Source organism: Streptacidiphilus jeojiense, assembly GCF_000719095.1.
Taxonomy (GTDB): domain Bacteria; phylum Actinomycetota; class Actinomycetes; order Streptomycetales; family Streptomycetaceae; genus Streptacidiphilus; species Streptacidiphilus jeojiensis.
Genome location: NZ_JOEH01000035.1, coordinates 1 through 26,636, shown reverse-complemented (window position 1 = coordinate 26,636; position 26,636 = coordinate 1). Strand labels below are relative to the sequence as shown.

21 protein-coding genes and 1 riboswitch are annotated in these 26,636 nt (G+C 72.2%); of the genes, 16 read left to right on the top strand and 5 right to left on the bottom strand.

Features of this window, described 5'->3' with window-relative positions:
* Nucleotides 1-118 precede the first annotated feature (118 nt).
* The 3 genes from IF29_RS0135520 to IF29_RS0135510 are packed head-to-tail and all read left to right on the top strand — an operon-like array spanning nt 119 to nt 4,730.
* Nucleotides 119-1,240 (top strand): ATP-binding protein, encoded by a 1,122-nt coding sequence (locus IF29_RS0135520; RefSeq protein WP_030264365.1) that lies wholly within the window; start codon nt 119-121, stop codon nt 1,238-1,240.
* A 41-nt stretch (nt 1,241-1,281) separates the two neighbouring features.
* A complete protein-coding gene (locus IF29_RS0135515; RefSeq protein ID WP_051726468.1) occupies nt 1,282-3,588 on the top strand; it encodes a DUF5682 family protein in 2,307 nt (768 codons plus the stop codon).
* Nucleotides 3,585-4,730 carry a VWA domain-containing protein gene (locus IF29_RS0135510; RefSeq protein ID WP_030264361.1) on the top strand — a complete coding sequence of 382 codons (1,146 nt, stop codon included), beginning with the start codon at nt 3,585-3,587 and terminating at the stop codon, nt 4,728-4,730. The genes IF29_RS0135515 and IF29_RS0135510 overlap by 4 nt, the downstream gene beginning before the upstream one ends.
* Before the next feature lie 34 nt (nt 4,731-4,764).
* Here the strand turns inward: IF29_RS0135510 and IF29_RS0135505 are convergent, their stop codons facing one another.
* Nucleotides 4,765-5,310 (bottom strand): ATP-binding protein, encoded by a 546-nt coding sequence (locus IF29_RS0135505; RefSeq protein WP_051726467.1) that lies wholly within the window; start codon nt 5,308-5,310, stop codon nt 4,765-4,767.
* A gap of 431 nt (nt 5,311-5,741) precedes the next feature.
* Between IF29_RS0135505 and sucC the strand changes: the two genes are divergently transcribed.
* Both sucC and sucD read left to right on the top strand, forming a co-directional pair.
* Nucleotides 5,742-6,914: an ADP-forming succinate--CoA ligase subunit beta gene (sucC, locus tag IF29_RS0135500; RefSeq protein WP_030264353.1), complete on the top strand. Its 1,173-nt coding sequence runs from the start codon at nt 5,742-5,744 to the stop codon at nt 6,912-6,914.
* A 20-nt stretch (nt 6,915-6,934) separates the two neighbouring features.
* Nucleotides 6,935-7,819: a succinate--CoA ligase subunit alpha gene (gene sucD / locus IF29_RS0135495; protein ID WP_030264350.1), complete on the top strand. Its 885-nt coding sequence runs from the start codon at nt 6,935-6,937 to the stop codon at nt 7,817-7,819.
* A gap of 103 nt (nt 7,820-7,922) precedes the next feature.
* Here sucD and IF29_RS44090 read toward each other — a convergent pair whose 3' ends face one another.
* Nucleotides 7,923-9,101, bottom strand: a complete 1,179-nt coding sequence (locus tag IF29_RS44090; RefSeq protein WP_051726466.1) for an RNA polymerase sigma factor — start codon at nt 9,099-9,101, stop codon at nt 7,923-7,925.
* A 77-nt stretch (nt 9,102-9,178) separates the two neighbouring features.
* Between IF29_RS44090 and IF29_RS0135485 the strand changes: the two genes are divergently transcribed.
* The gene (locus IF29_RS0135485) at nt 9,179-10,732 is read left to right on the top strand and encodes a cell division protein PerM (RefSeq protein WP_030264344.1); all 1,554 of its coding nucleotides are present in this window, start codon (nt 9,179-9,181) and stop codon (nt 10,730-10,732) included.
* On the opposite strand, the gene IF29_RS0135480 is transcribed toward IF29_RS0135485, so the two are convergent.
* On the bottom strand, nt 10,653-11,546 hold the full coding sequence (locus tag IF29_RS0135480) for a hypothetical protein (protein ID WP_051726465.1): 894 nt from the start codon (nt 11,544-11,546) through the stop codon (nt 10,653-10,655). The genes IF29_RS0135485 and IF29_RS0135480 overlap by 80 nt on opposite strands.
* A gap of 355 nt (nt 11,547-11,901) precedes the next feature.
* Between IF29_RS0135480 and purN the strand changes: the two genes are divergently transcribed.
* Both purN and purH read left to right on the top strand, forming a co-directional pair.
* Nucleotides 11,902-12,582: a phosphoribosylglycinamide formyltransferase gene (gene purN, locus IF29_RS0135475; RefSeq protein ID WP_051726464.1), complete on the top strand. Its 681-nt coding sequence runs from the start codon at nt 11,902-11,904 to the stop codon at nt 12,580-12,582.
* 39 nt (nt 12,583-12,621) lie between these two features.
* Nucleotides 12,622-14,205 carry a bifunctional phosphoribosylaminoimidazolecarboxamide formyltransferase/IMP cyclohydrolase gene (gene purH / locus IF29_RS0135470; RefSeq protein WP_030264331.1) on the top strand — a complete coding sequence of 528 codons (1,584 nt, stop codon included), beginning with the start codon at nt 12,622-12,624 and terminating at the stop codon, nt 14,203-14,205.
* 61 nt (nt 14,206-14,266) lie between these two features.
* Here purH and IF29_RS0135465 read toward each other — a convergent pair whose 3' ends face one another.
* Nucleotides 14,267-15,049: an RDD family protein gene (locus IF29_RS0135465; RefSeq protein ID WP_030264328.1), complete on the bottom strand. Its 783-nt coding sequence runs from the start codon at nt 15,047-15,049 to the stop codon at nt 14,267-14,269.
* Nucleotides 15,050-15,475: 426 nt separating this feature from the next.
* Here IF29_RS0135465 and IF29_RS0135460 point away from each other — a divergent pair, with 426 nt between their 5' ends.
* The 5 genes from IF29_RS0135460 to IF29_RS0135440 all read left to right on the top strand — a co-directional run bounded on the left by IF29_RS0135460 (nt 15,476) and on the right by IF29_RS0135440 (nt 20,810).
* Nucleotides 15,476-16,330 (top strand): bifunctional methylenetetrahydrofolate dehydrogenase/methenyltetrahydrofolate cyclohydrolase, encoded by an 855-nt coding sequence (locus IF29_RS0135460; RefSeq protein ID WP_030264325.1) that lies wholly within the window; start codon nt 15,476-15,478, stop codon nt 16,328-16,330.
* Nucleotides 16,317-16,760: a DUF3017 domain-containing protein gene (locus IF29_RS0135455; RefSeq protein WP_030264321.1), complete on the top strand. Its 444-nt coding sequence runs from the start codon at nt 16,317-16,319 to the stop codon at nt 16,758-16,760. The genes IF29_RS0135460 and IF29_RS0135455 overlap by 14 nt, the downstream gene beginning before the upstream one ends.
* A gap of 212 nt (nt 16,761-16,972) precedes the next feature.
* On the top strand, nt 16,973-17,962 hold the full coding sequence (locus IF29_RS0135450; protein WP_030264317.1) for a malate dehydrogenase: 990 nt from the start codon (nt 16,973-16,975) through the stop codon (nt 17,960-17,962).
* 41 nt (nt 17,963-18,003) lie between these two features.
* A riboswitch (ZMP/ZTP riboswitch) is annotated at nt 18,004-18,092 on the top strand.
* Nucleotides 18,093-18,125: 33 nt separating this feature from the next.
* Entirely contained in the window at nt 18,126-19,373 is a 1,248-nt protein-coding gene (locus tag IF29_RS0135445; protein ID WP_030264315.1) for a serine hydroxymethyltransferase, read from the top strand.
* A 75-nt stretch (nt 19,374-19,448) separates the two neighbouring features.
* On the top strand, nt 19,449-20,810 hold the full coding sequence (locus tag IF29_RS0135440; RefSeq protein ID WP_051726462.1) for a hemolysin family protein: 1,362 nt from the start codon (nt 19,449-19,451) through the stop codon (nt 20,808-20,810).
* Here IF29_RS0135440 and IF29_RS44085 read toward each other — a convergent pair.
* The gene (locus tag IF29_RS44085) at nt 20,725-22,236 is read right to left on the bottom strand and encodes a glycosyltransferase family 2 protein (protein ID WP_198037647.1); all 1,512 of its coding nucleotides are present in this window, start codon (nt 22,234-22,236) and stop codon (nt 20,725-20,727) included. The genes IF29_RS0135440 and IF29_RS44085 overlap by 86 nt on opposite strands.
* A gap of 82 nt (nt 22,237-22,318) precedes the next feature.
* On the opposite strand from IF29_RS44085, the gene trpS reads away from it, so the two are divergent.
* From trpS to IF29_RS0135420, 3 genes are all read left to right on the top strand, one after another.
* Nucleotides 22,319-23,338, top strand: a complete 1,020-nt coding sequence (gene trpS / locus IF29_RS0135430; RefSeq protein WP_030264306.1) for a tryptophan--tRNA ligase — start codon at nt 22,319-22,321, stop codon at nt 23,336-23,338.
* A 52-nt stretch (nt 23,339-23,390) separates the two neighbouring features.
* Nucleotides 23,391-23,897, top strand: a complete 507-nt coding sequence (locus IF29_RS0135425) for a 2'-5' RNA ligase family protein (protein ID WP_232242727.1) — start codon at nt 23,391-23,393, stop codon at nt 23,895-23,897.
* A 205-nt stretch (nt 23,898-24,102) separates the two neighbouring features.
* A complete protein-coding gene (locus IF29_RS0135420; RefSeq protein ID WP_030264302.1) occupies nt 24,103-26,412 on the top strand; it encodes a bifunctional glycosyltransferase/CDP-glycerol:glycerophosphate glycerophosphotransferase in 2,310 nt (769 codons plus the stop codon).
* The last annotated feature ends 224 nt before the right edge of the window (nt 26,413-26,636 follow it).

The window sequence follows — 26,636 nt, the reverse complement described above, 5'->3', positions numbered from 1 at the left end:
GCAGGTGGGACGGGGCAGGTGCGGATTGTCAGTGGGTGGGTGCAGAGTGGGTTCCGCAGCCGGCGTCCCGCTGCTTCCAGGCTTTCGCCCCATTCCTCAACGACCCTACGGAGTCCGCATGTCCGTATCCGCTGTGCCCCCGGTCGAGGCCCCCGCCGAGGAGGCCCTGCGCCCGCATGCCGAGACCGCCTACGCCGCCGAACTCGCCGCCCTCGCCGCCGCCGACGACCGGCCCCGTCCGGCGCGCTGGCTGCTCTCGCCCTGGGCCGTCGCCACCTATCTGCTCGGCGGGACGCTTCCGGACGGCACCGTCGTCACCCCCAAGTACGTGGGCCCGCGCCGGATCGTGGAGGTGGCTGTCACCACCCTCGCCACCGACCGCGCGCTGCTGCTGCTCGGTGTTCCCGGTACGGCCAAGACCTGGGTGTCCGAGCACCTGGCGGCCGCCGTCAGCGGTGACTCCACGCTGCTGGTGCAGGGCACCGCGGGCACGCCCGAGGAGGCCGTCCGCTACGGCTGGAACTACGCCAGGCTGCTGGCCGAGGGGCCGAGCCGGGGCGCGCTGGTGCCCAGCCCGGTGATGCGGGCGATGGCCGAGGGCCGCACCGCCCGGGTGGAGGAGCTCACCCGGATACCCGCCGACGTGCAGGACAGCCTGATCACCATCCTCTCCGAGAAGACCCTGCCGATACCCGAACTGGGGGAGGAGGTGCAGGCGGTCCGCGGCTTCAACCTCATCGCCACCGCCAACGACCGGGACCGGGGCGTCAACGAGCTCTCCAGCGCGCTGCGCCGCCGCTTCAACACCGTGGTGCTGCCGCTGCCGGCCTCGCTGGAGGAGGAGGTGGACATCGTCTCCCGGCGGGTCGGCGAGCTGGGACGCTCGCTGGACCTCCCCGCGGTGCCGAGCGGCTCGGCCGAGATCCGACGGGTCGTCACCGTCTTCCGGGAGCTCCGGGACGGCGTCACCGCCGACGGCCGCACCAAGGTCAAGTCCCCCTCCGGCAGCCTGTCCACGGCCGAGGCCATCTCGGTGGTCACCAGCGGCCTGGCCCTGGCCGCGCACTTCGGCGACGGCGTGCTGCGGCCGGCCGACGTCGCCTCAGGCCTGCTCGGGGCGGTCGTCAGGGATCCGGCCGCGGACCGCCTGGTCTGGCAGGAGTACCTGGAGAGCGTGGTGCGCGAACGCGACGACTGGAAGGACTTCTACCGCAGCTGCCGCGAGGCCGCACAGCGCTGACAGGCCGTCGACCATCGAGAATCGGAAGGAGGCGCGGCACTATGCCTACGACACAGCGACGGGTCGAGGACGTAGCCCTGCTCGGCGTGCGTCACCACGGACCCGGATCGGCCCGGGCGGTGGCGGCTGCGCTGGCGCAGTACCGGCCCGACACCGTACTGATCGAGGGACCGCCCGAGGCGGACGCGCTGCTGGAGCTGGCGGCGCATCAGGACATGGTCCCGCCGGTGGCCCTGCTGGCGCATGTGGTGGACGACCCGGCCCGGGCCGCGTTCTGGCCCTTCGCCGCCTTCTCCCCGGAGTGGGTCGCCCTGCGGCACGCCCTGGACCACGGCGTACCGGTGCGGTTCATCGACCTGCCCGCCGCGCACGGCTTCGCCAGGGAGCGCGAGGAGGAGCCGGAAGCGCCGGGGATCGACCCGATCGGCGAGCTGGCCCGGGCGGCCGGGCACGACGACCCGGAGCAGTGGTGGGACGACGCGGTGGAGCACCGCTCCGCCGACGATGCGGACGCGCTGGGCCCCTTCCGCGGCATCGCCGAGGCCATGGCCGAACTGCGGCCCCCGGGCTCGGAGCCGTCCGGCGCCCACGAGGCCCGGCGCGAGGCCTTCATGCGCCGGCAGATCCGGGCGGCCCGGCGGGCCGGCCACCAGCGCATCGCCGTGGTCTGCGGCGCCTGGCACGTACCCGCGCTGGCCGCGCGACCGCCGGTCGCCGCCGACGACGCCCTGCTCAAGGGGCTGCCCAAGGCCAAGGTCGAGCTGACCTGGGTGCCCTGGACCCACCGCAGGCTCTCCCAGCACACCGGCTACGGCGCCGGCATCGCCTCACCAGGCTGGTACCAGCACCTCTTCGAGTCCACCGACCGCGGCACCGTCCGCTGGATGACCAAGGTCGCCGCGCTGCTCAGGGCCGAGGACCACTCCGTCTCCTCGGCCCATGTCATCGAGGCGGTCCGGCTGGCCGAGACCCTGGCCGCGATGCGCGGCCGCCCGCTGCCCGGCCTGGCCGAGAGCACCGACGCGGTGCGGGCGGTGATGTGCGAGGGGTCCGACGTCCCGCTGGCGCTGGTGCAGGACCTCATGGTGGTCGGCGACCGGATGGGCCAGGTGCCGGATGAGGCGCCGACCGTGCCGCTGCAGCGCGATCTGACCAGGCTTCAGCGGAGCCTGCGGCTGAAGCCCGAACCGGGCGAGCGCGACCTCGACCTCGACCTGCGCAAGGACACCGACGCCGCCCGCAGCCGGCTGCTGCACCGGCTATCCCTGCTCGACATCCCCTGGGGCCGTGCCGCGGCCTCCCGCACCGGCAGCACCGGGACGTTCCGGGAGAGCTGGCGGCTGGTCTGGGAGCCGGAACTCGCCATCAAGGTCGCCGAGGCGGGCATCTGGGGCACCACCGTCGAGTCCGCGGCCACCGGCCGGGCCCGGGACCTGGCCGCCCACTCCGGCTCGCTGGGCGAGGTCACCGCGCTCGCCGAGGGCTGCCTGCTGGCCGACCTGCCGGACGCGCTGCCGACCGTGCTGCAGGCGCTCGCCGACCGGGCCGCCCTGGACGCCGACGTGGCCCACCTCGCCGAGGCGCTGCCGGCCCTGGTCCGCTCGCTGCGCTACGGCGACGTCCGCGGCACCGACGCCACCGCGCTGCGCGAGCTGGCCGAGGGCCTCGCGGTGCGCATCTGCATCGGCCTGCCCCCCGCCTGCAACAGCCTGGACGCCGAGGGCGCCGGCGCGATGGCGGGCCATCTGGGCTCCACCCACGCGGCGGTGGCCCTGCTCACCGACTCCGATGCCGACGACCTGCGCCGGCGCTGGTCGGCCACGCTGCGCACGCTGGCCGAACGCGACACCATCGCCGGCCTGCTGCGCGGCCGGGCGGCCCGGCTGCTGCTGGACGACAACCAGTGGGACGCCGCCGAGGCCGCCCGGCAGATGCGGCTCACCCTCAGCCCGGTCACGCCCCCGGCCGAGGCCGCCGGCTGGATCGAGGGCTTCCTGGCCGGCGGCGGAATGCTGCTGGTCCACGACACCCGCCTGCTGGGCCTGGTCGACGACTGGCTCACCTCGGTCCCCGACGCGGCCTTCCCGGACGTCCTCCCGCTGCTCCGCCGCACCTTCTCCGGCTTCGAACCCGGAGTCCGCCGCACCATCGCCGACCGCATCCGCAGCGGCACGAAGGCGGCTGACACCCCGTCGGACGACCGCCCCGGCTTCGCTCCCGACCTCGACCCCCTCAGAGCCGCCAAGGCCCGCAAGACAGCAACTTTGCTGCTTGGGCTCAGCCATGCACAACCTGGGGGCGCGAGGAACTGCGCGGCCAACCACCCACCCACGGAGGTTCGATCATGACCACCGACACCGAGGAACGCCTACGCCGCTGGCGACTCGTCCTGGGCAGCGAAGCCGACGCGCCGGCCTCCCGCCTCACCGGCCGCGACGCCGCCATGGACCGCGCCCTCTCCGCCCTCTACGGCCATGCCGCAGGCGACCGCTCCGCAGGCCTCGGCGGCTCCGCCCCGCAGGTGGCCCGCTGGCTCGGCGACATCCGCGAGTACTTCCCCACCAGCGTGGTGCAGCTGATGCAGCAGGACGCCATCGAACGGCTGGGCCTGGCCCAGCTGTTGATGGAGCCGGAGATGCTGGAGGCGGTCGAGCCCGACGTGCACCTGGTCGGCACGCTGATCTCGCTGGGCCGAGCGCTCCCGGAGACCACCAGGGAGACCGCCCGTGCCGTGGTCCGCAAGGTGGTCCAGGACCTGGAGCGCCGGATCGCCACCCGCACCCGCTCGGTGCTCGGCGGCGCCCTGGACCGCAGCGCCCGGGTGAACCGGCCCCGGCACCGCGACATCGACTGGGACCGCACCATCCGCGCCAACCTCAAGAACTACCTGGAGCCCACCGCGGAGCGGGACCACGGCACCGTCGTCCCCGAGCGGCTGATCGGTTACGCCCGGGCCCACAACGCGGTGAAGAAGGAGGTCGTCCTCTGCATCGACCAGTCCGGCTCGATGGCCGCCTCGGTGGTGCACTCCTCGGTCTTCGGCGCGGTGCTGGCCTCGATGCCCTCGCTGAGCACCCGGCTGGTGGTCTTCGACACCTCGGTGGTGGACCTCACCGAGCAGCTCTCCGACCCGGTGGACGTGCTCTTCGGGGTCCAGCTCGGCGGCGGCACCGACATCAACCGGGCGCTGGCCTACTGCCAGTCGAAGATCACCCGTCCGGCCGACACCATCGTGGTGCTGATCAGCGATCTCTACGAGGGCGGCATACGCGACGAGATGCTGAAGCGGGTGGCCGCCATGAAGGCGTCCGGCGTCCAGTTCATCGCGCTGCTCGCACTCTCGGACGACGGCGCCCCGGCCTACGACCGCTCGCACGCCGCCGCGCTGGCCGCCCTCGGCGCGCCGGCCTTCGCCTGCACCCCGGACCTCTTCCCGGACGTGATGGCGGCGGCCATCCAGAAGCAACCCCTCCCGGTCCCCGAGGACTGAGGCACTCGAACCGGGGGGACGCGACCGGGAACCCTCACTCCTCCGAAAGGGCCAACGCCGCCCAGACGGTCTTGCCCTCGGTCCCCGGCCGGGGCACCGCGCCCCAGGCCGTGGCGAAGCTGTCGATCAGCAGCATCCCGCGCCCGTGCTCGTCGTCCGCGTCGGCGACGCCGAGTTCCGGGAGGTCGCCCCGGTCCTCGTCGTCCACCTCCAGGAACAGCACCCCCCGGGCGCTCCAGAGCCGGCAGTGCACCCGGCTGCTGCCGGTGTGGGTGACCGCGTTGCAGACCAGTTCCGACATGCACAGCTCGGCGTCGGCCAGGGTCTCCCGGGAGAGCTGCCACATGGCGGCGGTGATCCGGACGAAGCGTCGGGCCAGGGCCACCGAGGAGGGCGCCCCGGGCAGGGTGGCCGCCGCCTGGCGGTCCATCTCCCAGGTGTTGCGGGCGGTACCGAGCTGGGGGATCTCGACGCCCAGTGCAGTGGGAGCAGGGGCGGCGGGGGCAGGGGCGGCGGGAGGGGCGGTCGCCCCGTCGTGCGGCGCGTCCGGGTTCTGGACGCGGTGACGTGCGCTGTGCATCGAGCATCCGCTTCTTGGACGGTCGTCGCTACGGTCTGTGCGTGCACCGTTACCAGAACACGTTCCTGGAGTCGGGGGGCAAAAGCAATGAACTTCGTCGGATTCGCCCCGGAGGAGTGCCATGTGCGGGAGCGTGGTGAGGTCGTGCGCCCCCGCTGTGACGGTTATCACCGGCCACAGTCCGGTCGGCGGCGAAATGTGCACCTCGGACGGGGATAACCTGCGAGACGGACATGCCTGCCCGTCTGACGCCAGGCCGTGTGCTCCCCGTAGCAGATGGCGTCGGCCGCGAGAAACCTCCGGGATTCCGCGTACCGACCGCCGCGACGGCCACAGCGGCGACCTTTCGGGCGGCACGCTGGGAAGATAGGAGTGGCCGGCCCTCCCGTGACCGACCACTTCCGAAGTCGCGATCACAAGGACGGACGCGCGTGGACCTGTTCGAATACCAGGCGAGGGACATCTTCGCCAAGCACGGTGTACCGGTGCTGGGCGGTGCAGTCATCGAGAACGCCGAAGAGGCGCGAGCGATCGCTGAGGGTTGGGGCGGCCGCGCGGTCGTCAAGGCGCAGGTCAAGGTCGGTGGCCGTGGAAAGGCCGGCGGCGTGAAGCTGGCCTCCGACCCGGCTGACGCGGTCGCCAAGGCCGAGGCCATTCTGGGCATGGACATCAAGGGCCACACGGTCCACAAGGTGATGCTGGCCCAGACCGCCGACATCAAGGACGAGTACTACGTCTCGTTCCTGCTCGACCGCACCAACCGCACCTTCCTGGCGATGGCCTCGGTCGAGGGCGGCGTGGAGATCGAGGTCGTGGCCGTCGAGAACCCCGACGCGCTGGCCAAGATCGCGGTGGACGCCAACGAGGGCGTCACCGACGCCAAGGCCCGCGAGATCGTCGAGGCGGCCAAGTTCCCGGCCGACGTCGCCGACCAGATCGTCGAGGTGCTGAAGAGCCTGTGGAAGGTCTTCATCGCCGAGGACGCCCTGCTCGTCGAGGTCAACCCGCTGGTCAAGACCGGTGACGGCAAGATCGTCGCGCTGGACGGCAAGGTCTCCCTGGACGAGAACGCCGACTTCCGCCAGCCCGAGCACGAGGCGCTGGTCGACCACGCCGCGGCCAACCCCCTCGAGGCCGCGGCCAAGGCCAAGAACCTCAACTACGTCAAGCTCGACGGCGAGGTCGGCATCATCGGCAACGGCGCGGGTCTCGTCATGAGCACCCTGGACGTCGTCGCCTACGCGGGCGAGAAGCACGGCAACGTCAAGCCCGCCAACTTCCTCGACATCGGCGGCGGCGCGTCCGCCGAGGTGATGGCGAACGGCCTGGGCATCATCCTGGGCGACCCGGACGTCAAGTCCGTGTTCGTCAACGTCTTCGGTGGCATCACCGCCTGTGACGAGGTCGCCAACGGCATCGTCCAGGCGCTGGAACTGCTCGCCGCCAGCGGCGAGGCCGTCACCAAGCCCCTGGTCGTCCGCCTGGACGGCAACAACGCGGAGCTGGGTCGCAAGATCCTGTCTGACGCCAACCACCCGCTGGTGCAGCGTGTGGACACCATGGACGACGCGGCCGACAAGGCCGCCGAGCTGGCTGCGAAGTAAGGGACGAGGACTCCACAACCATGGCTATCTTCCTCACCAAGGAAAGCAAGGTCATCGTCCAGGGGATGACCGGTGCCACCGGCATGAAGCACACCCGCCTCATGCTCGCTGACGGCACCAACATCGTCGGCGGCGTCAACCCGCGCAAGGCCGGCACCAGCGTCGACTTCGACGGCACCGAGGTGCCGGTGTTCGGCTCGGTCGCCGAGGCGATCGAGAAGACCGGCGCCGACGTCTCCGTGATCTTCGTGCCGCCGGCCTTCGCCAAGGCCGCCGTGGTCGAGGCCATCGACGCCGAGATCCCGCTGGCCGTCGTGATCACCGAGGGCATCGCGGTGCACGACTCCGCGTCCTTCTGGGCCTACGCCGGCGAGAAGGGCAACAAGACCCGGATCATCGGCCCGAACTGCCCCGGCCTGATCACCCCCGGCCAGTCCAACGCGGGCATCATCCCCGGCGACATCACCAAGCCGGGCCGGATCGGTCTGGTGTCCAAGTCGGGCACCCTGACCTACCAGATGATGTACGAGCTGCGCGACATCGGCTTCTCCTCCGCCGTCGGCATCGGTGGCGACCCGATCATCGGGACCACGCACATCGACGCGCTGCAGGCCTTCCAGGACGACGACGACACCGACCTGATCGTGATGATCGGTGAGATCGGCGGCGACGCCGAGGAGCGTGCCGCGGCCTACATCGCCGAGCACATCACCAAGCCGGTCGTCGGCTACGTGGCCGGATTCACCGCGCCCGAGGGCAAGACCATGGGCCACGCCGGCGCCATCGTCTCCGGCTCCTCCGGCACCGCGCAGGCCAAGAAGGAGGCCCTCGAGGCCGCCGGGGTCAAGGTCGGCAAGACGCCGTCGGAGACCGCCCGCCTGGCCCGCGAGCTGATCGGTAAGTAGGCACGGCAACACGTAGGCACGGCAACACGTAACAGGCAGTCAGGCAGGCGCCCTGCACCGGACGATCCGGTGCAGGGCGCTTCGCTGTGCGGGTGCCGGGACGTCAGTGGTGCCGGTGGCAGGGCAGCGCGAACAGCCGGCACAGGGCGCCCGGCAGCGACGGCCGGTGCATCGAGCGGTGCGCCACCGGGTGGCCACCGGAGTGCACGGCCGCCGCGGTGGGGCCGGTGGCGCCGGTCGGCAGCGCCGGCAGCAGCAGGCCGGAGGAGATCGGCCGGGCCAGTGGCTGCCGCCGGGCGCCGGGCGCCGTGAACAGCCGCACCGGGAGGCGGCCGGTCCGCGCCGCGGACGCGGTGAACAGCGACAGGTTCGGCAGCGCGGCCGCGGCAGACACCGGGGCGGGGGCCGACACGGGAGCCGACACCGGTGCCGGGGCCGTCTCCGGAGCCGGGTTCGGCAGCGCCTCCGACACCGGCACCGGGTTCTGCCCCGCCGCCTGCCCCGCCGCCTGCCCCGCCGCCTGGGCGGAGTCCGCCGCCACCCGGTTCGCCGGGTGGTAGGCGATGAACGGCACCGTCCGCGGATGCCACGGCGTGCCGACCACGGCGCCGGCGACCAGCGCTCCGGCCATGCCCAGGGCCAGCACCCCGGCCGCCGCGGTCACCCCGCGCTCGTGCAGCCGGGAACGCTGCCGTACCACGCCCGGTGACGGGACCTCAGGCAGCGGGCAGCCGCGGACGGCGGCGCCGCGCAGCAGCACGCCCAGCTCGCGACCGAAGCCGCGCCGGCGGGCGTCCTTGCCGGCGACCGTCGGGGCCATCCGGGCCAGGCCGAGCCTGGCGCGGACCACCCTGCCGTAGGCGGCGGGGGTGCTGGACTCGATCTCGGCGGCGGTCTGCTGCCAGTCCAGACCCAGGGCGTCGTGCAGCACCACGGCCCTGCGCTGGGCCCGGGGCAGGTGCAGCAGCGCCGTCAGCAGCTTGCGGTCGTCCCGGGTCAGCCGGGCGCTGTGCTCGGGGTGGCGCAGCGGGCTGCGGTGCCAGGGGGACAGTGCCAGGTCGAAGGCAGCGGCGCGGATCCACCCCTCGGGGGAGGGGTCGGCGGACACCACGTCCCACTCGCTCCAGGCGAGCTGGAAGGCCCTCCGTACGCAGTGGGCCGCCCGGTGCCGGTGGCCGACCAGCAGGTAGGCCTGCCGGGTCAGCCGCTGGTAGCTGTCGCGGTAGAGCGCCTCGAAGGATTCGGCCGAGCGCCGTTGATCAGCAGAGCCGATGAGAGACATATAGGAATTCTTCGGCGAAATGCTGATGTCTGCCATGTCGTTGGTCAAAACGGGTGGCACCCGGAGCATGGTGGGGCATGGCCTTCTTGATGGAGCGGTTGCGCCCGGCCGCGGTGGTCCTCGGCGATCCGGCGGCGGCCAGGACCGGGCTGGTGGGCGGCGCCGCGGCGGCCGGACTGGGCTTCGCCGGGCTGGCCGTCCCGCTGTTCCTGCTGTGGATCGTGACCCCGTACGTCCAGGTCGGGCCCGGCGGGGCGCTGCACCTGGCCGCGTGCCTGTGGCTGCTGGCGCAGGGAGCCGGGCTGCTGCGGCCGGACGGGGCGCCGCTGGCGCTGCCCCCGCTGCTGGTGACGGTGCTGGTGCTGCTGCCGCTGTACCGCTTCGCGCTACGGGCCGGTACGACCCGGACGGACGCGGCCGAGCGGGCGGAGGGGGCCGAGGAGTTCGACGACTTCAGCGACGACTTCGGGGACGACTTCGGCGACGAGACCGGGGACGAGTCCGAAGACGAGGCCGGTGTACGGGAGCCCGGACACCCCGGTTCGGCGCTGCTGGGCCTGGCGGCGGGCTACCTGCTGGCGACCCTGGCCATCGTGGTCGCAGCCGCGGCGGACACCCCCGGCGGCCTCCGCGCGGCCGACCCCCTCGCCGCTCTCGGGCACACCGCGCTGCTGGCCCTGCCGGTCGCTGCGGTCGGCGTGCACCGCGGCTCGGGCGCCCGCGGCCTGCCCGCCTGGCTGCACCTGCCCGTCCGCCCCCGACTGCCCGCCTGGGTCCGGTGGCCAGACCGGGCCGGTCTTCCAGGCTGGGCCCGCAGATTCGCCCCGAATCCGGACGACCCGGACGGCCCGGAAGACCTGGACGGTCCAGATGCCTCGGGCCGCTGGGGCGCCCTGCCGACCCCGAACGCTCTGGAGGCCCTGTACGCCCCCGGCGGCCCCGCCGTCGCCCTCCGGGCCGCCCTCTGCGCCGGCGCGGCGCTGCTGGGCGCCGGTGCGGTCCTGCTGGCGGCCGCCCTGCTGCTGCACTTCGGCGCCGCCGGCGGCCTCGCCGCCCAGACCGCGCCCGATCTGGCCGGACGGCTGTCGCTGCTGCTGCTCTGCATCGTGCTGCTGCCGAACGGCGCCGTCTGGGCGGCCGCCTACGCGCTCGGACCCGGTTTCCAGCTGGGCGGTCGGCTGGCCCCGCTCACCGTCGCGGTGCCGCCGGCTCCCCCCGCGTTCCCCCTGCTCTCGGCGTTGCCGACGGCCGGAGGCGGCCTGTCGGCGCTGCTGGTGCTGGCCGTCCCGGTGGCGTCCGCGGCCGCCGTGTCCGGCTGCGTGGGCCGGGCGGCGGAGCGGTGCGGGTGGCGCGCCGTGGCCACCGCCGGGGTCGCCCTGGGCGCGGCGGTCGGCACCGGCGTGCTGGCGGCGGTGTGCGCCGCGGCGTCCGGCGGCTCGCTGGGCACCCGGGCGCTCGCCGCCGTCGGCCCCTCCCCGTGGTGGACCGGGCTGGCCGCCCTCTGCTGGGCAGCCGCCGGCGTGCCCGGCGCGCTGCTGGTACGGCTGGTGCTCAGCCGCCGATCTGCACCAACCACTGCGGAGGCTTCGGCGTCACCGTGGTGGCGCAGCTGTTGTAGGCGGCCTTGGTGAGCGCGTTGTTCTGGCAGTCGTAGAAGCTCTTGTAGTACAGCTGCACCCCGAAGACGGTGGCGACCATCGCCAGTCCGACGATGGCGGCGATCAGTCCGCCCATCGCGGCGGGCACCTGGGGCCGGGTCTGGTACGGCGGCACGTACCCGGGGCGGTAGCCCGGCATCCCGTACCCGGGCGGGGCGGGCGGTGCCCCCGGCGCGGTGGGTGCGGTCGGGGCCGGGGGAGCGCCGGGGAACGGCCCGGCCGGTCCTGCGGTCCCGGCGCCGGCCCCGGTGCCGTCCAGGGCGGAGGTCGGGGTCTTGGCCGTGCCGCGCAGCGAGCTGATGGCCCAGTACAGCGCCAGCGACGCCAGCAGCAGGGTGATGTAGGGAACGCCGAGGATCAGGAAGAAGATCCCCCACATGCCGCTGAGCAGCGCGTAGCGAGCCCTGCGCTGCACCGGGTCGGTGGGGTCGAAACGGGGGGCCTGCGGGGCCGGGCTGTACAGCGGACGGGGCGGCTGCTGGCCCTGGTAGCCGGGGCTCCAGGGGTGCGGCGGCGGTACCACCGGACGCGGCGGCCGACCGTCCTGCGGGCCGTCCTCGGAGTCCCCGCCCTGCTCGTCCGGCGGGGTCTCGGTCGCCCAGCCGCGCTCGTCGTTCCGGTGCTGGCCGGGGTGGCCCGAGTGGCCGGAGTGCCCCGAGTGCTGGGAGTCCTGCGGGTGCTGCGGCTGCCGGGGCTGCCAGGGGCGGTCCGGCGCGTCCTTGGACGGCGGGGCGAAGGGGTCGCGGGGCCCCTCGGGGGGTGTGCCGCTGTCCGATTTCTGGACCATGGTCTTCGCCGTACTCCTGACTGTGGGCTGCTTTCCCGCTGTCCCTCTGAGAGGACACCCGTGAGGACACCCTCTCACTACGTACCCCGCTCTGGCTCGTCCCCACCCCATGATCGTCGACCACGAGTGCGGGGCCGCTGTCAGGGCCCGGTATCGTTGCTGACGACCGGCGGCCCCTGTGGGTTCCTGGTCGGCCCTCGGCGCCGTCGTCGGCCCCTTCGGCGGACACGGATGCCGGTCACGAGATGACACCCCGTGGCTGCCCCCAGATAGCCCGGTTTGCCCTGGATGCGCAGTGTGCCGTTCGGCCGAGTACGCCTCAGGGGCAGCCGTGCCGTGACGTGAGGACCGTGCTTTGGCGTACCTCGATGCCCAGGCGTCCGACTACCCCGCTCCCGCTGCTCCCGCGCGCCTCGTCGTCCTGGTGTCCGGCTCCGGGACCAACCTGCAGGCCCTGATCGAGGCCTGCGCGGACCCGGCGTACGGAGCGGTGATCACCGCCGTCGGCGCCGACCGCGACTCCATCGCCGGCCTCGAACGCGCCGAGGCGGCCGGCATCCCCACCTTCGTGCTCCGGGTGAAGGACTTCGCCGTCCGCACCGACTGGGACGTGGCGCTGACCGAGGCCACCGCCGCGCACGCGCCCGACCTGGTGGTGACCGCGGGCTTCATGAAGATCCTCGGCGGCGGCTTCATGCGCCGCTTCGAGGGCCGCATCGTCAACACCCACCCCGCCCTGCTGCCCTCGTTCCCCGGCGCGCACGGGGTTCGGGACGCCCTCGCCTACGGCGTCAAGGTCACCGGCTGCACCGTCCACCTGGTCGACGAGGGCGTCGACACCGGGCCGATCATCGCCCAGGGCGTGGTCGAGGTGACCGACGCCGACCACGAGGACGGCGGCGAGGCGCTGCACGAGCGCATCAAGGCCGTCGAACGCGGACTGCTGGTCGAGGCCGTGGGCTGGCTGGCCCGCGAGGGCCACCGGGTCGACGGGCGCCGCGTCCTCTCCCTCCCCGCCCCGCCCCCTCTCTCCTGACCTCCTCCTGACGGACCACCACACACCGAAGGATCAGCAATGAGTTCCGGCAGCACCCAGCCCGCGCCCGTCTCCGAAAACCAAAGGCCGCTCCGCCGCGCCCTCGTCAGCGTCTACGACAAGACCGGACTGGAGGAGCTGGCGCAGGGCCTGCACGCCGCCGGCGTCGAGCTGGTGTCCACCGGTTCCACCGCCGCGCGGATCGCCGCGGCCGGCGTCCCGGTCACCCCGGTCGAGGAGCTGACCGGCTTCCCCGAGTGCCTGGACGGCCGGGTCAAGACGCTGCACCCGCGGGTCCACGCCGGAATCCTGGCCGACCTGCGGCTGCCCTCGCACCGCGAGCAGCTGGACGAACTGGGCGTGGCCCCGTTCGACCTGGTGGTGGTCAACCTCTACCCGTTCAAGGCCACCGTCGCCTCCGGCGCGAGCCCCGACGAGTGCGTGGAGCAGATCGACATCGGCGGCCCGAGCATGGTCCGCGCCGCCGCCAAGAACCACCCCTCGGTCGCGGTGGTCACCTCCCCGACCCGCTACGCCGACGTCCTCGCCGCGGCCTCGGCCGGCGGCTTCGACCTGGCCACCCGCAAGCGCCTGGCCGGTGAGGCCTTCGCCCACACCGCCGCCTACGACGTGGCCGTCGCCTCCTGGTTCGCAAGCGAGTACGCCCCGGTCGACGACGAGGCGTTCCCGGCCTTCCTCGGCGCCACCTGGGAGCGCGAGAACGTGCTGCGCTACGGGGAGAACCCGCACCAGGCCGCCGCGCTCTACGTGGACGGCAGCGGGACCGGCCTGGCCGCGGCGGAGCAGTTGCACGGCAAGGAGATGTCGTACAACAACTACGCCGACACCGACGCGGCCGTCCGCGCCGCGTACGACCAGGACCAGCCCTGCGTCGCGATCATCAAGCACGCCAACCCCTGCGGCATCGCGGTCGGCGCGGACGTCGCCGAGGCGCACCGCAAGGCGCACGCCTGCGACCCGGTCTCGGCCTACGGCGGCGTCATCGCGGTGAACCGCGAGGTCACCGTGGAGCTGGCGGAGCAGATCGCGCCGATCTTCACCGAGGTCGTCTTCGCCCCCTCCTACGCGGACGGCGCGGTCGAGGTGCTGGCGCAGAAGAAGAACATCCGGGTGCTGCACGGCACCCCGGCGGCCGCCCCGATCGAGACCCGCGCGGTCACCGGCGGGGTGCTGCTGCAGCAGGCCGACCGGATCGACGCGGCCGGTGACGACCCGTCGACCTGGACCCTGGCCACCGGCGACGCGCTCTCCCCGGAGGAGCTCGCCGAGCTGTCCTTCGCCTGGCGCGCCTGCCGGGCCGTCAAGTCCAACGCGATCCTGCTGGCCTCGGGCGGTGCCTCGGTCGGCGTCGGCATGGGCCAGGTCAACCGGGTGGACTCGGCCAGGCTCGCGGTCGAGCGGGCCGGCGAGCGGGCGGCCGGCTCCTACGCCGCGTCGGACGCCTTCTTCCCCTTCCCCGACGGCCTGGAGATCCTGCTCGCCGCGGGGGTCAAGGCGGTCGTCCAGCCGGGCGGCTCGATCCGTGACGACCAGGTGGTCGAGGCGGCCAAGGCCGCCGGGGTGACGATGTACCTGACCGGCACCCGGCACTTCTTCCACTGAGCTGATGAACGCGCGAGGGCCCGCTGTCCCCACCAACGGGACAGCGGGCCCTCGCGTGCTGTCAGGGCTTGATGACCAGGGTGTTGGCGGCCCGGTCGTGCCAGCCGCGCAGCTTGCCGGTGTTGTCGAAGAACGGCGAGATGTAGATCAGCACGGCGCCGAGGCCGCAGGTGATCAGGCCCAGGCCGATGGGGAAGCCCCAGCGGGTCAGCGCGCCGCCGAAGCTGGGCTTGACGCCGGTGCGCTCGTCCACGACCAGCAGGCCGAGGATCATCTTGCCCGGGGTTGCGCCCTTCCAGGCGACGAACACGACGTCCCAGGCCAGCAGCACGACGTAGAAGAAGATGTCGACCAGGAAGAGCACGCCGATGCCGGCCCCGCTGGAGCTGCCGTTGTTGATCGAGCTGATCATCGCGGTGAGGATCACGGCGTAGATCACGCCGAAGATGATCCCGACGAACACCATGTCCAGCAGCCGGGCGCCGAAGCGGGCGCCGTAGGAGGCGATCTGGAAGGTCCCGGTCGGGATGGTCACGTAGCCCGAGGCGCCCTGGGCCACGCCCGGCACCGGCTGCGGCTGGTAGCCGTAGGCGTTGGGGTCGTAGCCGGGCTGCTGGGGCGGGTAGCCGTACTCGGCGCCCTGCGGCGGGACCGGGGGCTGCTGCGGGTAGCCGTACTGCGGCGGCTGCTGAGGCTGGCCCTGCGGGTAGCCGTAGCCGGGCTGCTGCGGAGGCTGCTGCGGCGGCACGCCCTGCGGAGCCTGCTGCGGGTAGCCGTAGCCGGGCTGCTGCGGTGGCTGTTGCGGCTGGCCATAGGGGTTGTTGGGGTCGGGAGGATAGGACACGGTTTGCCTCCGGGCAGGAAGGGTGAACGAGGTGCACGCTCCGGGACGCCGCAGGCACGGGCCGTACGGGTGAGAACGCGGCGAGATTATCGGACGGGTATGACAGTGCGGTCGGTGCTCTCCGTGGAATCCCCGGTGTGGGTCGCCAGGGTCCACTGATGGGACGTCATTGGCGACTGCTGATGACCGCGCACTGTCTCCCCCGAGTTCCGACCGCATCCTGACGCCGCTGTCTGTCGTGACAGGCCATCAGGGCGGACCACATTGCCGTGCCCATCGTTCCGGTCCCGTGCCGCGCTGTCCAGCCACTTCGCGTTGCTGTGCGTAGTTGTGGCGGATCTGCAACCGGATCCCCGCGCTCCGCCGGGTGCGCGTCGGGAAGCACCTGGGTAACGACCTGCCGCCGGGATCCGCGAGAATGGGGCCATGACCGCCCAGATTCTCGATGGCAAGGCCACCGCCGCCGCGATCAAGTCCGAGCTCGCCGTACGGATCGACGCCCTGAAGGCCAAGGGCGTCCAGCCCGGCCTCGGCACCGTCCTGGTCGGCGACGACCCCGGAAGCCACTCCTACGTCCGCGGCAAGCACCGGGACTGCGCCGAGGTCGGCATCGCCAGCATCCAGCGCGAACTGCCCGCCGACGCCACCCAGAGCGACGTCGAGGAGGTCGTCCGCGAACTCAACGCCAACCCGGCCTGCACCGGCTACATCGTCCAGCTGCCGCTCCCCAAGGGCCTGGACGAGAAGCGCGTGCTGGAGCTGATGGACCCGGCCAAGGACGCCGACGGCCTGCACCCGATGAGCCTGGGCCGGCTGGTCCTGGGCATCGAGGCGCCGCTGCCGTGCACCCCCAACGGCATCGTCGAGCTGCTGCGCCGGCACAAGGTGGAGACCAACGGGGCCCACGTTGTGGTGGTCGGCCGCGGGGTCACCGTGGGCCGCTCGATCGGGCTGCTGCTCACCCGCCGCAGCGAGAACGCGACGGTCACGCTCACCCACACCGGCACCCGCGACCTGTCCGCGCACCTGCGCAGCGCCGACATCATCGTCGCGGCGGCCGGTGTGACGCACCTGGTCAAGCCCGAGGACGTGCGCCCCGGCGCGGCCGTGCTGGACGTCGGCGTCAGCCGCGACGAGAACGGCAAGCTGCTCGGCGACGTGCACCCCGGCGTGGCCGAGGTGGCCGGCTGGCTGTCGCCCAACCCGGGCGGTGTCGGGCCGATGACCCGGGCGATGCTGCTGAGCAATGTGGTCGAGGCGGCCGAGCGTGCCGCGGGCTGAGTCCGGGCCGGGCCGGCCGTCGCGGCCGCAGCACTCCTCGGGCAGGCGTCGCTCCGACGCCACCACCGGCACCTTCCCGCCCGAGGGGTCCGCAGCCGCGGCCGACCGGAGCCATCCGGTCCCGGTCCGGCAGTGGCCGATAGTGGTGGTGCTCACCCTGGTCGCGGTGGGGCTGGCGGTGACCTCGTTCAACGCCTTCCGGCCCGGCGTGATCACCATCGGCGCGGCGCTGCTGCTCGGCTGCGCGCTGCGGATCGCGCTCCCCGAGGTGGGGATGCTGGCGGTGCGCAGCCGGTTCACCGATGTGCTGGTCATGGGGGTGCTCGGGGTGGCGATCGTGGTGCTGGCGCTGGCCTCGGAACCCAATCCGGTGATCACACTGCCGTTCGTCAATGACATCGCCCGCTTCTTCGGTCGGGCACAGGGCTGAAATACCGGCATGAGCTGGACTTATGCTGAATCGGTATAGGCGTGTGGCAAACGTGACGAAGGACGCCCCGGGAGGTCCGCCGGGGCGTCACCAGGAACCCCCCTCCTGGGATAGCCTGTCAGCGGTCTCTTGAAGTCAAGAGACCGATCAGGTGCTCCGACGTTCGAAAGAAGCTCCTGACCACCCAAAGGCACCAGCAGGAGACGTCAACCATGACCAGCACTCCCGTCAACGTCACCGTCACCGGCGCAGCCGGACAGATCGGCTACGCGCTGCTGTTCCGCATCGCCTCCGGCCACCTCCTCGGCCCCGACGTGCCGGTGAAGCTGCGTCTGCTGGAGATCCCGCAGGGCGTCAAGGCCGCCGAGGGCACCGCGATGGAGCTCGACGACTGCGCCTTCCCGCTGCTGGCCGGCATCGACATCTTCGACGACCCGAACAAGGGCTTCGAGGGCGCCAACGTCGGTCTGCTGGTGGGCGCCCGCCCGCGCACCGCCGGCATGGAGCGCGGTGACCTGCTCTCCGCCAACGGCGGCATCTTCGGCCCGCAGGGCAAGGCCATCAACGACAACGCCGCGGACGACATCCGGGTCCTGGTCGTCGGCAACCCGGCCAACACCAACGCGCTGATCGCCCAGCGCAACGCCCCGGACGTACCGGCGGACCGCTTCACCGCGATGACCCGCCTGGACCACAACCGCGCGGTGGCCCAGCTCTCCAAGAAGCTCGGCGTCTCGGTCTCCGAGATCAAGAAGCTGACGATCTGGGGCAACCACTCCGCCACCCAGTACCCCGACGTCTTCCACGCCGAGGTCAACGGCGAGAACGCGGCCAAGGCCATCTCGGACGACGCCTGGCTGTCGGACTTCTTCATCCCGACCGTGGCCAAGCGCGGCGCCGCCATCATCGACGCCCGCGGCGCCTCCTCGGCCGCCTCGGCCGCCAACGCCGCCATCGACCACGTCTTCACCTGGACCAACGGCACCGCCGAGGGCGACTGGACCTCCGCCGGCGTGGTCTCCGACGGCTCCTACGGCGTGCCCGAGGGCATCATCTCCTCCTTCCCGGTCACCGCGAAGGACGGCAGGTTCGAGATCGTCCAGGGCCTGGACATCAACGACTTCTCGCGGGCCCGGATCGACGCGTCGGTCGCCGAGCTCATCGAGGAGCGGGACGCAGTGGCTGGCCTCGGCCTGATCTAGTCACATCCCCTTCGCAACCGACAGCCCCCACCCGTTAGGGTGGGGGCTGTCGCGACTGGCGCACGTGGAAGCAACCACGAGGGAGCGACGGAGCACCGCCGCCGGAGTGCCGTACGCCTGGGCACCCGGGTCACCATTCGATGGACGACCCGGAGGACGCCGCATGAGCGCGTTGCAGAGCACGGACCCCGAGATCGCCGCCCTGGTCGCCGCCGAGGAGCGGCTGCAGGCCGACACGCTGCGACTGATCCCCAGTGAGAACTACGTCTCCGCCGCGGTGCTGGAAGCCTCCGGCACGGTGCTGCAGAACAAGTACTCCGAGGGCTACCCCGGCAAGCGCTACTACGAGGGCCAGCAGAACATCGACCAGGTCGAGACGCTGGCGATCGAGCGGGCCAAGGCGCTGTTCGGCGTCGAGCACGCCAATGTCCAGCCCTACTCCGGCTCGCCCGCCAACCTCGCCGTCTACCTGGCCTTCCTCAAGCCCGGCGACACCGTGCTGGGCATGGCGCTGCCGATGGGCGGCCACCTCACCCACGGCTGGGGCGTCTCCGCCACCGGCTCCTGGTTCCGCGGCGTGCAGTACGGGGTCCGGCCGGACACCGGGCTGACCGACCTGGACCAGGTGCGGGAGCTGGCGCTCAAGGAGCGGCCGAAGGTGATCTTCTGCGGGGGCACGGCGGTGCCGCGCACCATCGACTTCCCCGCGTTCGCGGAGATCGCCCGCGAGGTCGGCGCGGTGCTGGTCGCGGACATCGCGCACATCGCCGGGCTGGTCGCGGGCGGTGCCCACCCGTCGCCGGTCGGGTACGCGGACGTCATCTCCACCACCACCCACAAGACGCTGCGCGGGCCCCGGGGCGCGATGCTGATGTCCACCGAGGAGCACGCCCGGGCGCTGGACCGGGCGGTCTTCCCGGGGCTGCAGGGCGGTCCGCACAACCAGACCACCGCGGCCATCGCGGTCGCCCTGCGGGAGGCCTCCGGCGAGGAGTTCCGCGGGTACGCCCGACAGGTCGTCAGCAATGCGCGTGCGCTGGGGGAGGAGCTCGCCGCGAGGGGGTTCGACCTGGTCTCCGGCGGGACCGACAACCATCTGCTGTTGATCGACCTGAGCAGCAAGGGGGTGCCCGGGAAGGTGGCGGCCAAGGCGCTGGACCGGGCCGGGATCGTGGTCAACTACAACAGCGTGCCCTATGACACCAGGAAGCCGTTCGACCCGTCCGGCATCCGCATCGGGACTCCGTCGCTGACCTCGCGGGGGATCGGGGCGGATGCGATGCCGCAGGTGGCGGAGTGGATCGATCGGGTGGTGACGGGGGACGAGGAGGTCGTCACCAAGGTGCGGGCCGAGGTCGCCGAGCTGATGCAGGCGTATCCGGCCCCGGGGCTGTCGGCTCTCCGTCCGTAGCGGGTTGCTGTTCGCGCAGTTCCCCGCGCCCCTGTCGGGGCGCGGGCCTTCCGCTCCGCCGCCTAAACTGCCCGCGTGAGCGCAACGCTGCAGGATGCCGGGCTGGTCCTGGTCTTCATCGTCATCGGCGGAATCTTCAATGTCGCCGAGATCTCGCTGATCTCGCTCCGGGAGGGGCAGATCCAGGCCCTGGCCGAGCAGGGCACCAAGCGTGGGGCGCGGGCCGCGCATCTGGCCGGGGACCCGAACCGGTTCCTGGCCGCGGTGCAGGTCGGGGTGACCTGCATGGGGTTCCTCTCGGCGGCCTTCGGCGCGGACACCCTCGCCGTCAAGGTGGCGCCGATCTTCACCGGGATGGGGCTCAGCGACGGGGTCGCCGACGCCGTCTCGCTGGTCGGGCTGACCCTGCTGATCTCCTACGTCTCGCTGGTGCTGGGCGAGTTGACGCCCAAGCGGATCGGGCTGCAGCGGGCCGAGTCCATCGCCCTGCTCGCGGCGCCGCTGGTGGACTTCATCTCGGTGGTGCTGCGCCCGGTGATCTGGCTGCTGTCGCGCTCCACCAATCTGATGGTGCGGCTGCTCGGCGGCGACCCCGGCGCCGGACGCAACGCGATGAGCTCGGAGGAGCTCCGCGGCCTGGTCGCCTCCAACACCGAGCTCAGCAGCGACGAGCGGCGGCTGATCGGCGAGGTCTTCGCGGCGGGGGAGCGGCAGCTGCGCGAGGTGATGGTGCCGCGCACCGAGGTGACCTTCCTGGACGCCTCCCGCCGACTGGAGGAGGTGCGGCAGGAGATCAACCGCTATCCGCACTCCCGCTACCCGGTGGTGGACGGCTCCTACGACGCGGTGGTGGGGTTCGTCCACGTCCGCGACCTCTACCAGGAGGCCAACGGCGCGCAGACGGTGCGTGACCTGGCCCGTCCGGTGAAGCTGCTGCCCGCGACCAAGAGCGTGCTGCCGTCGATGTCGGAGATGCGGCACGAGGGCCACCACCTGGCGATCGTGGTGGACGAGTACGGCGGCACCGCGGGGATCGTCTCGCTGGAGGACCTGGTGGAGGAGGTCATCGGCGAGATCAGGGACGAGTACGACTCGCAGGAGCTCAGCACCACCCGCAGGCTGGCCGGCGGCAGCATCGAGGTGGACGGGCTGCTCAACCTCGCCGACTTCACCGAGGAGACCGGGGTCGAGCTGCCGGAGGGGCCCTACGAGACGGTGGCCGGCTTCGTGGTGTCCCAACTGGGGCACCTTCCGGAGCCCGGCGAGCAGGTGGAGGTGGGCGCGGGCTACCGGCTCGCCGTGGCCGCGCTGGACGGCCGCAGGGTGGACCGGGTGCGGGTCACCCGGGTCGTTACCGCCCAGGCTGCCCAGGCCGCAGGATCCCCAGCCGCTTCCCCAGACAGCGCAGGCGCCACCGCGCCGCCTTCCGCAGACTGACCGGGGCCAGTCCGATCAGCAGCTCGCCGTCCGGGCCGGCCTCGGTGGACACCTGGTAGGGCCGTCCGCCGCGCCAGATCCGCAGCGGCGGTGGCAGCTCGGCCCCGTCGCCGGGGCGGGCCGGAACGGGCAGGCAGACCTGGCTCCCGGCGTGGTCGGTCTCCAGCCGGAGCGACCATGTGGCCGCCGGTACGGCCGGTCGGCGGGGTCCTGGCACTCCTGGCACCAGCCCGCGCAGCGGAACGGTCAGCAGCGGCCCGGCGCCCGCCGGGACGGTCAGTTCCGGATCGCCTCCGGACGGCACCAGGCGGGCCGTGAGCGGTCCGGTGAGGCGATCGAGGGCCGGCGGTCGCCGGGTGGCGATGGTGAGTGCGCGACCGTCGGGTGACCAGCCCAGCCCGGAGAACTCGACCGCCTCGGGCAGCCGGCCGGTCTCCTGCTCGTGCCTGACGACCGCGACCAGTTCGTCCAGCAGCCCGTGGCTGACGCAGTGCAGCTTCAGGCGCTCCTCCGGAGTGCAGCGGGCCAGCGCCCCCTCGGTCCGGTGGGTGCGCAGCAGGCGGGCGGCGATGTCGAGGATCCGCTGCTGCTCCGGACGGTCCAGGAGCTCGAACCCGGACCGGAACAGTCCGACGACGTCGCAGCGCAGGTGTCTCGCGTTCACCAGGTCCCGCTCGGGGCCGGCGTCGGAGAGGCGCGCCGTGAGGTCGAGGGCGGCCTCGATGGAGGGCAGCCGGTCGCCCGGGGCGGCCTGCGAGGTGATGTTCCCCCGGTCGGGGCGCAGCGACTGGAAGTAGTAGTCGTAGTCGCCCAGCACCGAGACCCGCCCGGCCCGGTAGTAGGCCTCCAGCACGAAGGGCCCGTCGCTGTAGACAGGGAGGTCCTCGCGGAACCACATCCGGGGCTCCCGGACCAGGTCGTGCCGGAACAGCTTGGAGGGGGTCAGCGACCAGGCGAGGTCGCTGCCGGGGAACCGTACGTCGGGGTCGCTGCGGTACCAGATGAAGTCGGGTACCCAGCGGCCGTCCACCCCGACCACGCGGCCGACGACGATCCCGCTGCCCCGGGCGTCGGCCACCGCCACTATCCGGGCGAGTGCCTCGTCGCCCAGCCAGTCGTCCGAGTCCAGGAAGAACAGGTACCGGCCCACCGCGTGCTCCATCCCGCGGTTGCGGGCCCGGCCGGGGCCGCCGCGGTCCGGCAGCCGCAGCACCGTCGTCCGCAGGCCGGGGTGGGCGGCGGCGAGTCGCTCGACCGCGTCGGCGCAGTCGTCGTCGGAGCCGTCGTCCACCACGATCAACTGCAGCCGCTCGGTGCCCAGCGACTGCCGTACCAGCGAGTCGAACCACCGTTCGAGGTACGGGCGGGTGTTGTGGATCGGAACGATCACGCTGACGTCCGGCGGAACATCGTCGGGCAGTGACACCGCAGCGGCTCCCATCGTCGGCCTCGAACCGATCAACGGTCCTCGGCACGGAGTGGGTACGGCTTCCTGAGAGAATGGCCGCATGGTCACTGATCGCCCCCGCGTCCTCTCCGGCATCCAGCCCACCTCCGGGTCGTTCCACCTGGGCAACTACCTGGGCGCGGTGCGCCAGTGGGTGGCCCTGCAGGATTCGCACGACGCCTACTACATGGTCGTGGACCTGCACGCGATCACCGTCGAGCAGGACCCGGCCACCCTCAGGGCGAACACCAGGGCGTCCGTCGCGCAGCTGCTCGGGATGGGGCTCGACCCGGAGCGCTGCACCCTCTTCGTGCAGTCGCACGTGCCCGAGCACGCCCAGCTCGGCTGGGTGATGAACTGCATGGCCGGCTTCGGCGAGGCCGCCCGGATGACCCAGTTCAAGGACAAGTCGGCCAAGCAGGGCAGCGACCGCACCACGGTCGGCCTGTTCACCTATCCGATCCTGCAGGTCGCCGACATCCTGCTGTACCAGGCCGACCAGGTGCCGGTGGGCGAGGACCAGCGGCAGCATGTCGAGCTCACCCGGGACCTGGCCGAGCGCTTCAACCACCGCTACGGCCCGCAGCCGACCTTCACCGTCCCCAGCCCGTACATCCTCAAGGAGACCGCCAAGGTCTTCGACCTGCAGGACCCGACCGCGAAGATGAGCAAGTCGGCCTCCTCGGCCAAGGGCCTGGTCAACCTGCTGGACGAGCCCAGGGTCAGCGCCAAGAAGTTCCGCAGCGCGGTGACCGACACCGGCACCGTGGTCTCCTTCGACGAGAAGGAGAAGCCGGGCGTCTCCAACCTGCTCGGCATCTACTCGGCGATCAGCGGCCGTTCGGTGGCCGAGCTGGTGGAGCACTTCGAGGGCAAGATGTACGGGGCGCTGAAGACCGAGCTCGCCGACGCGTTCAGCGAGTGGGTCGCCCCGATCCAGGAGCGCACCCAGGCCTACCTGGACGATCCGGCCGCCCTGGACGAGGTGCTGGCCCGCGGCGCCGAGAAGGCCCGCTCGGTGGCCTCGGAGACGCTGGCCACGGTGTACGACCGGATCGGCTTCCTCGCGGCGAAGCGCTGAGATGCCCGGCAGTGCGATACCGGCAGCGGGGCCGGGGCGGACCGTGATCGGTGTGTCGATCGCGGTCCCCGAGCCCTGGGCCACCGAGATCCAGGACGCCCGCGCCGATTACGGCGATCCGCTGGCGCGGGCGATACCCACGCACATCACCCTGCTCCCGCCGACCGAGGTCGACACCGGGGCGCTGGGGCGGATCGAGGAGCACCTGTCCGCCGCCGCGGCCGGCCACCGGCCGTTCCGGGTGCTGCTGCGCGGCAGCGGCAGCTTCCGGCCGGTTTCCCCGGTGGTGTTCGTCCGGGTCGAGGCCGGGGTGCGCGAGTGCCGGGAGCTGGAGGCCTCGGTCCGCCGCGGTCTGCTGGCCAGGGAGCTGAGCTTCCCCTACCACCCGCATGTGACGGTGGCGCACGGCGTCGATCCCGCGGCCCTGGACAAGGCCTTCGCCGACCTCCGGGGCTACCGCGCCGACTTCGAGGTCCCCGGTTTCAGCCTGTACCGGTTCGGTGCCGACGAGGTGTGGCGACCGCTACGCTGCTTCACCTTCGGCCCCGGGCCCGGGTGAACGCAGTCTGACCGGGAACGTGACGGGATGTGAAGTTTGGATACACGAAAGTTAAGAGACTGAGCAAACTTAAATAGACGTGAAGAACACCGATCGATTAACGTCAGGTGTGGAATCAAGGGGCGGTAGGGGCTCGCGGCGCTGCGACGTGCACTTACCCAGGACTTGAATCCCGGTTCCATGCCCACTGATCTGATGGATGATCATGCCCCGCTTCAGCATCGTAGTACCCCACACCGAGGACGCCACGTACCTGCGTGACGTCCTCGACTCCGTACTGACCCAGGTCTTCACCGACCTGGAGCTGATCCTGGCGGGCAGCGCACCCGGCAGCGACGCGGCGGCACTCATTGACGAGTACGCGCAGAAGGATTCCCGGCTGGTCAGGATCGAGGTCCCCGGGAATACACCGGCCGAGGGCGATCTTTCGGTGCAGCGGGACCACGGCGCGGCCCGGGCCGTGGGCGACTACCTGCTGCTGTTCGACAGCGATGTGCTGCTGGTGCCCGGTGCGCTGGAGGCCCTGGACGACCGGCTGACCGAACTGGGCAGCCCCGACCTGCTGCTGTTCGACCACGAGCGCCGGGACTGGCTGGCCCGGGTCACCCCCAGCCTCGACGGCGAACTACTGGCCGAACTCGAAGCCGTCGGGGACGGCAGCTTCACCGCCGCCGCGGTCCCCTCGGCGGTCCGGGTCGCCCCGCTGCTCTGGAACCGGGTCGTGCGCCGGGACTTCCACACCCGGCACTTCCACCCCGAGCAGGCCGAGGCCGCCACTGCGCTGCCGAACCTGGTGCTCGCCGAGCGGGCCCTGCTGGCCGCCCGGAGCGTCGGCGCCCTCGACGCGATCTGCACCCAGCGGCTGCGCCGCCGCACCGTCGGCCGCTGGATGGAGATCGTGCTCAACGAGGGGCTGCTCACGGTGCGGGGCTACCGGCAGCTGCTGGAGTCGTTCGCCACCCCGCAGGGCCGCCCGGCCGGCACCGAGGACGAGCTCCGGGCGCTGGTCTCGGCGCTGTACGACGAGATGTTCCTGTCCGCGCTGGCGACCCTGCAGCGCTCGCTGGAGGCCCCCGACTCCTCGCGGCGCCGCTTCCTGGTCGCCGCCGCCGAGTCCCTGCGCGCGGCCCGCCCGGAGGGCTGGACCCGCCCGGCCGAGGCCGACGGACTCCGCGCCGCCGCCCTGGAGCAGGGGTCCTACCTGCGCTTCCGCACCGTCGAGCGGGCCGGCACCACGCTGGTGAAGGGGCGCAAGCAGCTGCGGCTGCGCCGGCACAACACCGCCCGCAGGGCGATCAAGGCGATCTACCGGGCCAATCTCCGCCGCCCGGTCGAGAAGGGACTGGTCGCCTACCAGGCGTACTGGAACCGCCAGATCGCCTGCAACCCCGAGGCGATCTACCGCAAGGCCAAGGAACTGGCCCCGGGCATGCGCGGGGTCTGGGTGCTGAACAAGGAGGCCGCCGCGCTCGCCCCCAAGGGCGTCCGGACCGTGGTGGCCGGCTCCCGCGCCTACTGGGAGCTGATGGCCAGGGCCGAGTTCCTGGTCACCAACGCCAGTTGGACCGGAGACATCGTCAAGCGCCCTGAGCAGACGTACATCCAGACCCACCACGGCACCCCGCTGAAGAAGATGGGCCTGGACCAGCGCGACTACCCCGCGGCCACCATGAACTTCGGCCGGATGCTGGACAGCATCGACCAGTGGGACGTCAGCCTCAGCTCCAACCGGCACTCCACCCAGGTCTGGGAGCGGGTCTACCCGAGCGGCTACACCACCCTGGAGAGCGGCTACCCGCGCAACGACGTCTACCAGCACGCTACCGCCGAGGACGTCGCCCGGATCCGCGCCGAGCTGGGCATCGAGCCCGGCCAGAAGGCGATCCTCTACGCGCCCACGCACCGCGACTACCGCAAGGACTTCGTCCCCCCGCTGGACCTGGAGGCCTTCTGCGCCGGTCTGGGCGACGAGTACGTGGTGCTGGTGCGCGCGCACTACTTCTACGGCGCCAACAAGCGGCTCCAGTTGCAGAGCCGCCGCGGCGTGCTGCGGGACGTCTCCGCGCACCCCTCGGTCGAGGAGCTGGCGCTGGCCTCGGACGTGCTGCTCGCCGACTACTCCTCGGTGATGTTCGACTACGCCAACCTGGACCGGCCGATCGTGGTGCACGCCCCCGACTGGGACGTCTACAAGGAGTCCCGCGGGGTCTACCTCGACCTGGTCTCCGGCGATCCCGGCGACACCCCCGGGGTGGTCGCCACGGACGTCGAGGGCCTGGTCGAGGCGTTCCGCTCGGGGGCCTGGGACAGCGAGCGGTCCACGAAGCTGCGGGCTGCCTTCCGGGAGCGGTTCTGCCAGTTCGACGACGGCAGGGCGGCGGAGCGGGTGGTCCGCCGGGTGTTCCTGGGCGAGAAGGCCGACATCCCGTTCATCCCGCTGGACGAGCGCACTCCCGCGCCCCGGCCCTCGGTCGCCCGGTCGGACCTGGACGAGAGCGCCAAGGCGCACGCCTGACGGCGGCTCAGCACGCCGCAAGAGGCCGGTGGCCGGAACCCCGAAGGGTTCCGGCCACCGGCCTCTTGAGCTTTCGTTCCTAGCCCTGGTCTTCCAGGAGGGCGTCGATGACGCGGGTGGTGGCTTTGCCGTCGTCCCAGGGGCTGTAGGCCTGTTGGTAGGCGGTGTAGGCCTCTTGGTGGGGTTGGGTGGCGGCGTGGATGTCCTGGAGGGCGTGGATGAGT

Coding starts and splice junctions, on each gene's coding strand:
- IF29_RS0135520 (WP_030264365.1), top strand. CDS start 119: ATGTCCGTATCCGCTGTGCCCCCGGTCGAGGCCCCCGCCGAGGAGGCC.
- IF29_RS0135515 (WP_051726468.1), top strand. CDS start 1,282: ATGCCTACGACACAGCGACGGGTCGAGGACGTAGCCCTGCTCGGCGTG.
- IF29_RS0135510 (WP_030264361.1), top strand. CDS start 3,585: ATGACCACCGACACCGAGGAACGCCTACGCCGCTGGCGACTCGTCCTG.
- IF29_RS0135505 (WP_051726467.1), bottom strand. CDS start 5,310: ATGCACAGCGCACGTCACCGCGTCCAGAACCCGGACGCGCCGCACGAC.
- sucD (WP_030264350.1), top strand. CDS start 6,935: ATGGCTATCTTCCTCACCAAGGAAAGCAAGGTCATCGTCCAGGGGATG.
- IF29_RS44090 (WP_051726466.1), bottom strand. CDS start 9,101: ATGTCTCTCATCGGCTCTGCTGATCAACGGCGCTCGGCCGAATCCTTC.
- IF29_RS0135485 (WP_030264344.1), top strand. CDS start 9,179: ATGGCCTTCTTGATGGAGCGGTTGCGCCCGGCCGCGGTGGTCCTCGGC.
- IF29_RS0135480 (WP_051726465.1), bottom strand. CDS start 11,546: ATGGTCCAGAAATCGGACAGCGGCACACCCCCCGAGGGGCCCCGCGAC.
- purH (WP_030264331.1), top strand. CDS start 12,622: ATGAGTTCCGGCAGCACCCAGCCCGCGCCCGTCTCCGAAAACCAAAGG.
- IF29_RS0135460 (WP_030264325.1), top strand. CDS start 15,476: ATGACCGCCCAGATTCTCGATGGCAAGGCCACCGCCGCCGCGATCAAG.
- IF29_RS0135450 (WP_030264317.1), top strand. CDS start 16,973: ATGACCAGCACTCCCGTCAACGTCACCGTCACCGGCGCAGCCGGACAG.
- IF29_RS0135445 (WP_030264315.1), top strand. CDS start 18,126: ATGAGCGCGTTGCAGAGCACGGACCCCGAGATCGCCGCCCTGGTCGCC.
- trpS (WP_030264306.1), top strand. CDS start 22,319: ATGGTCACTGATCGCCCCCGCGTCCTCTCCGGCATCCAGCCCACCTCC.
- IF29_RS0135420 (WP_030264302.1), top strand. CDS start 24,103: ATGCCCCGCTTCAGCATCGTAGTACCCCACACCGAGGACGCCACGTAC.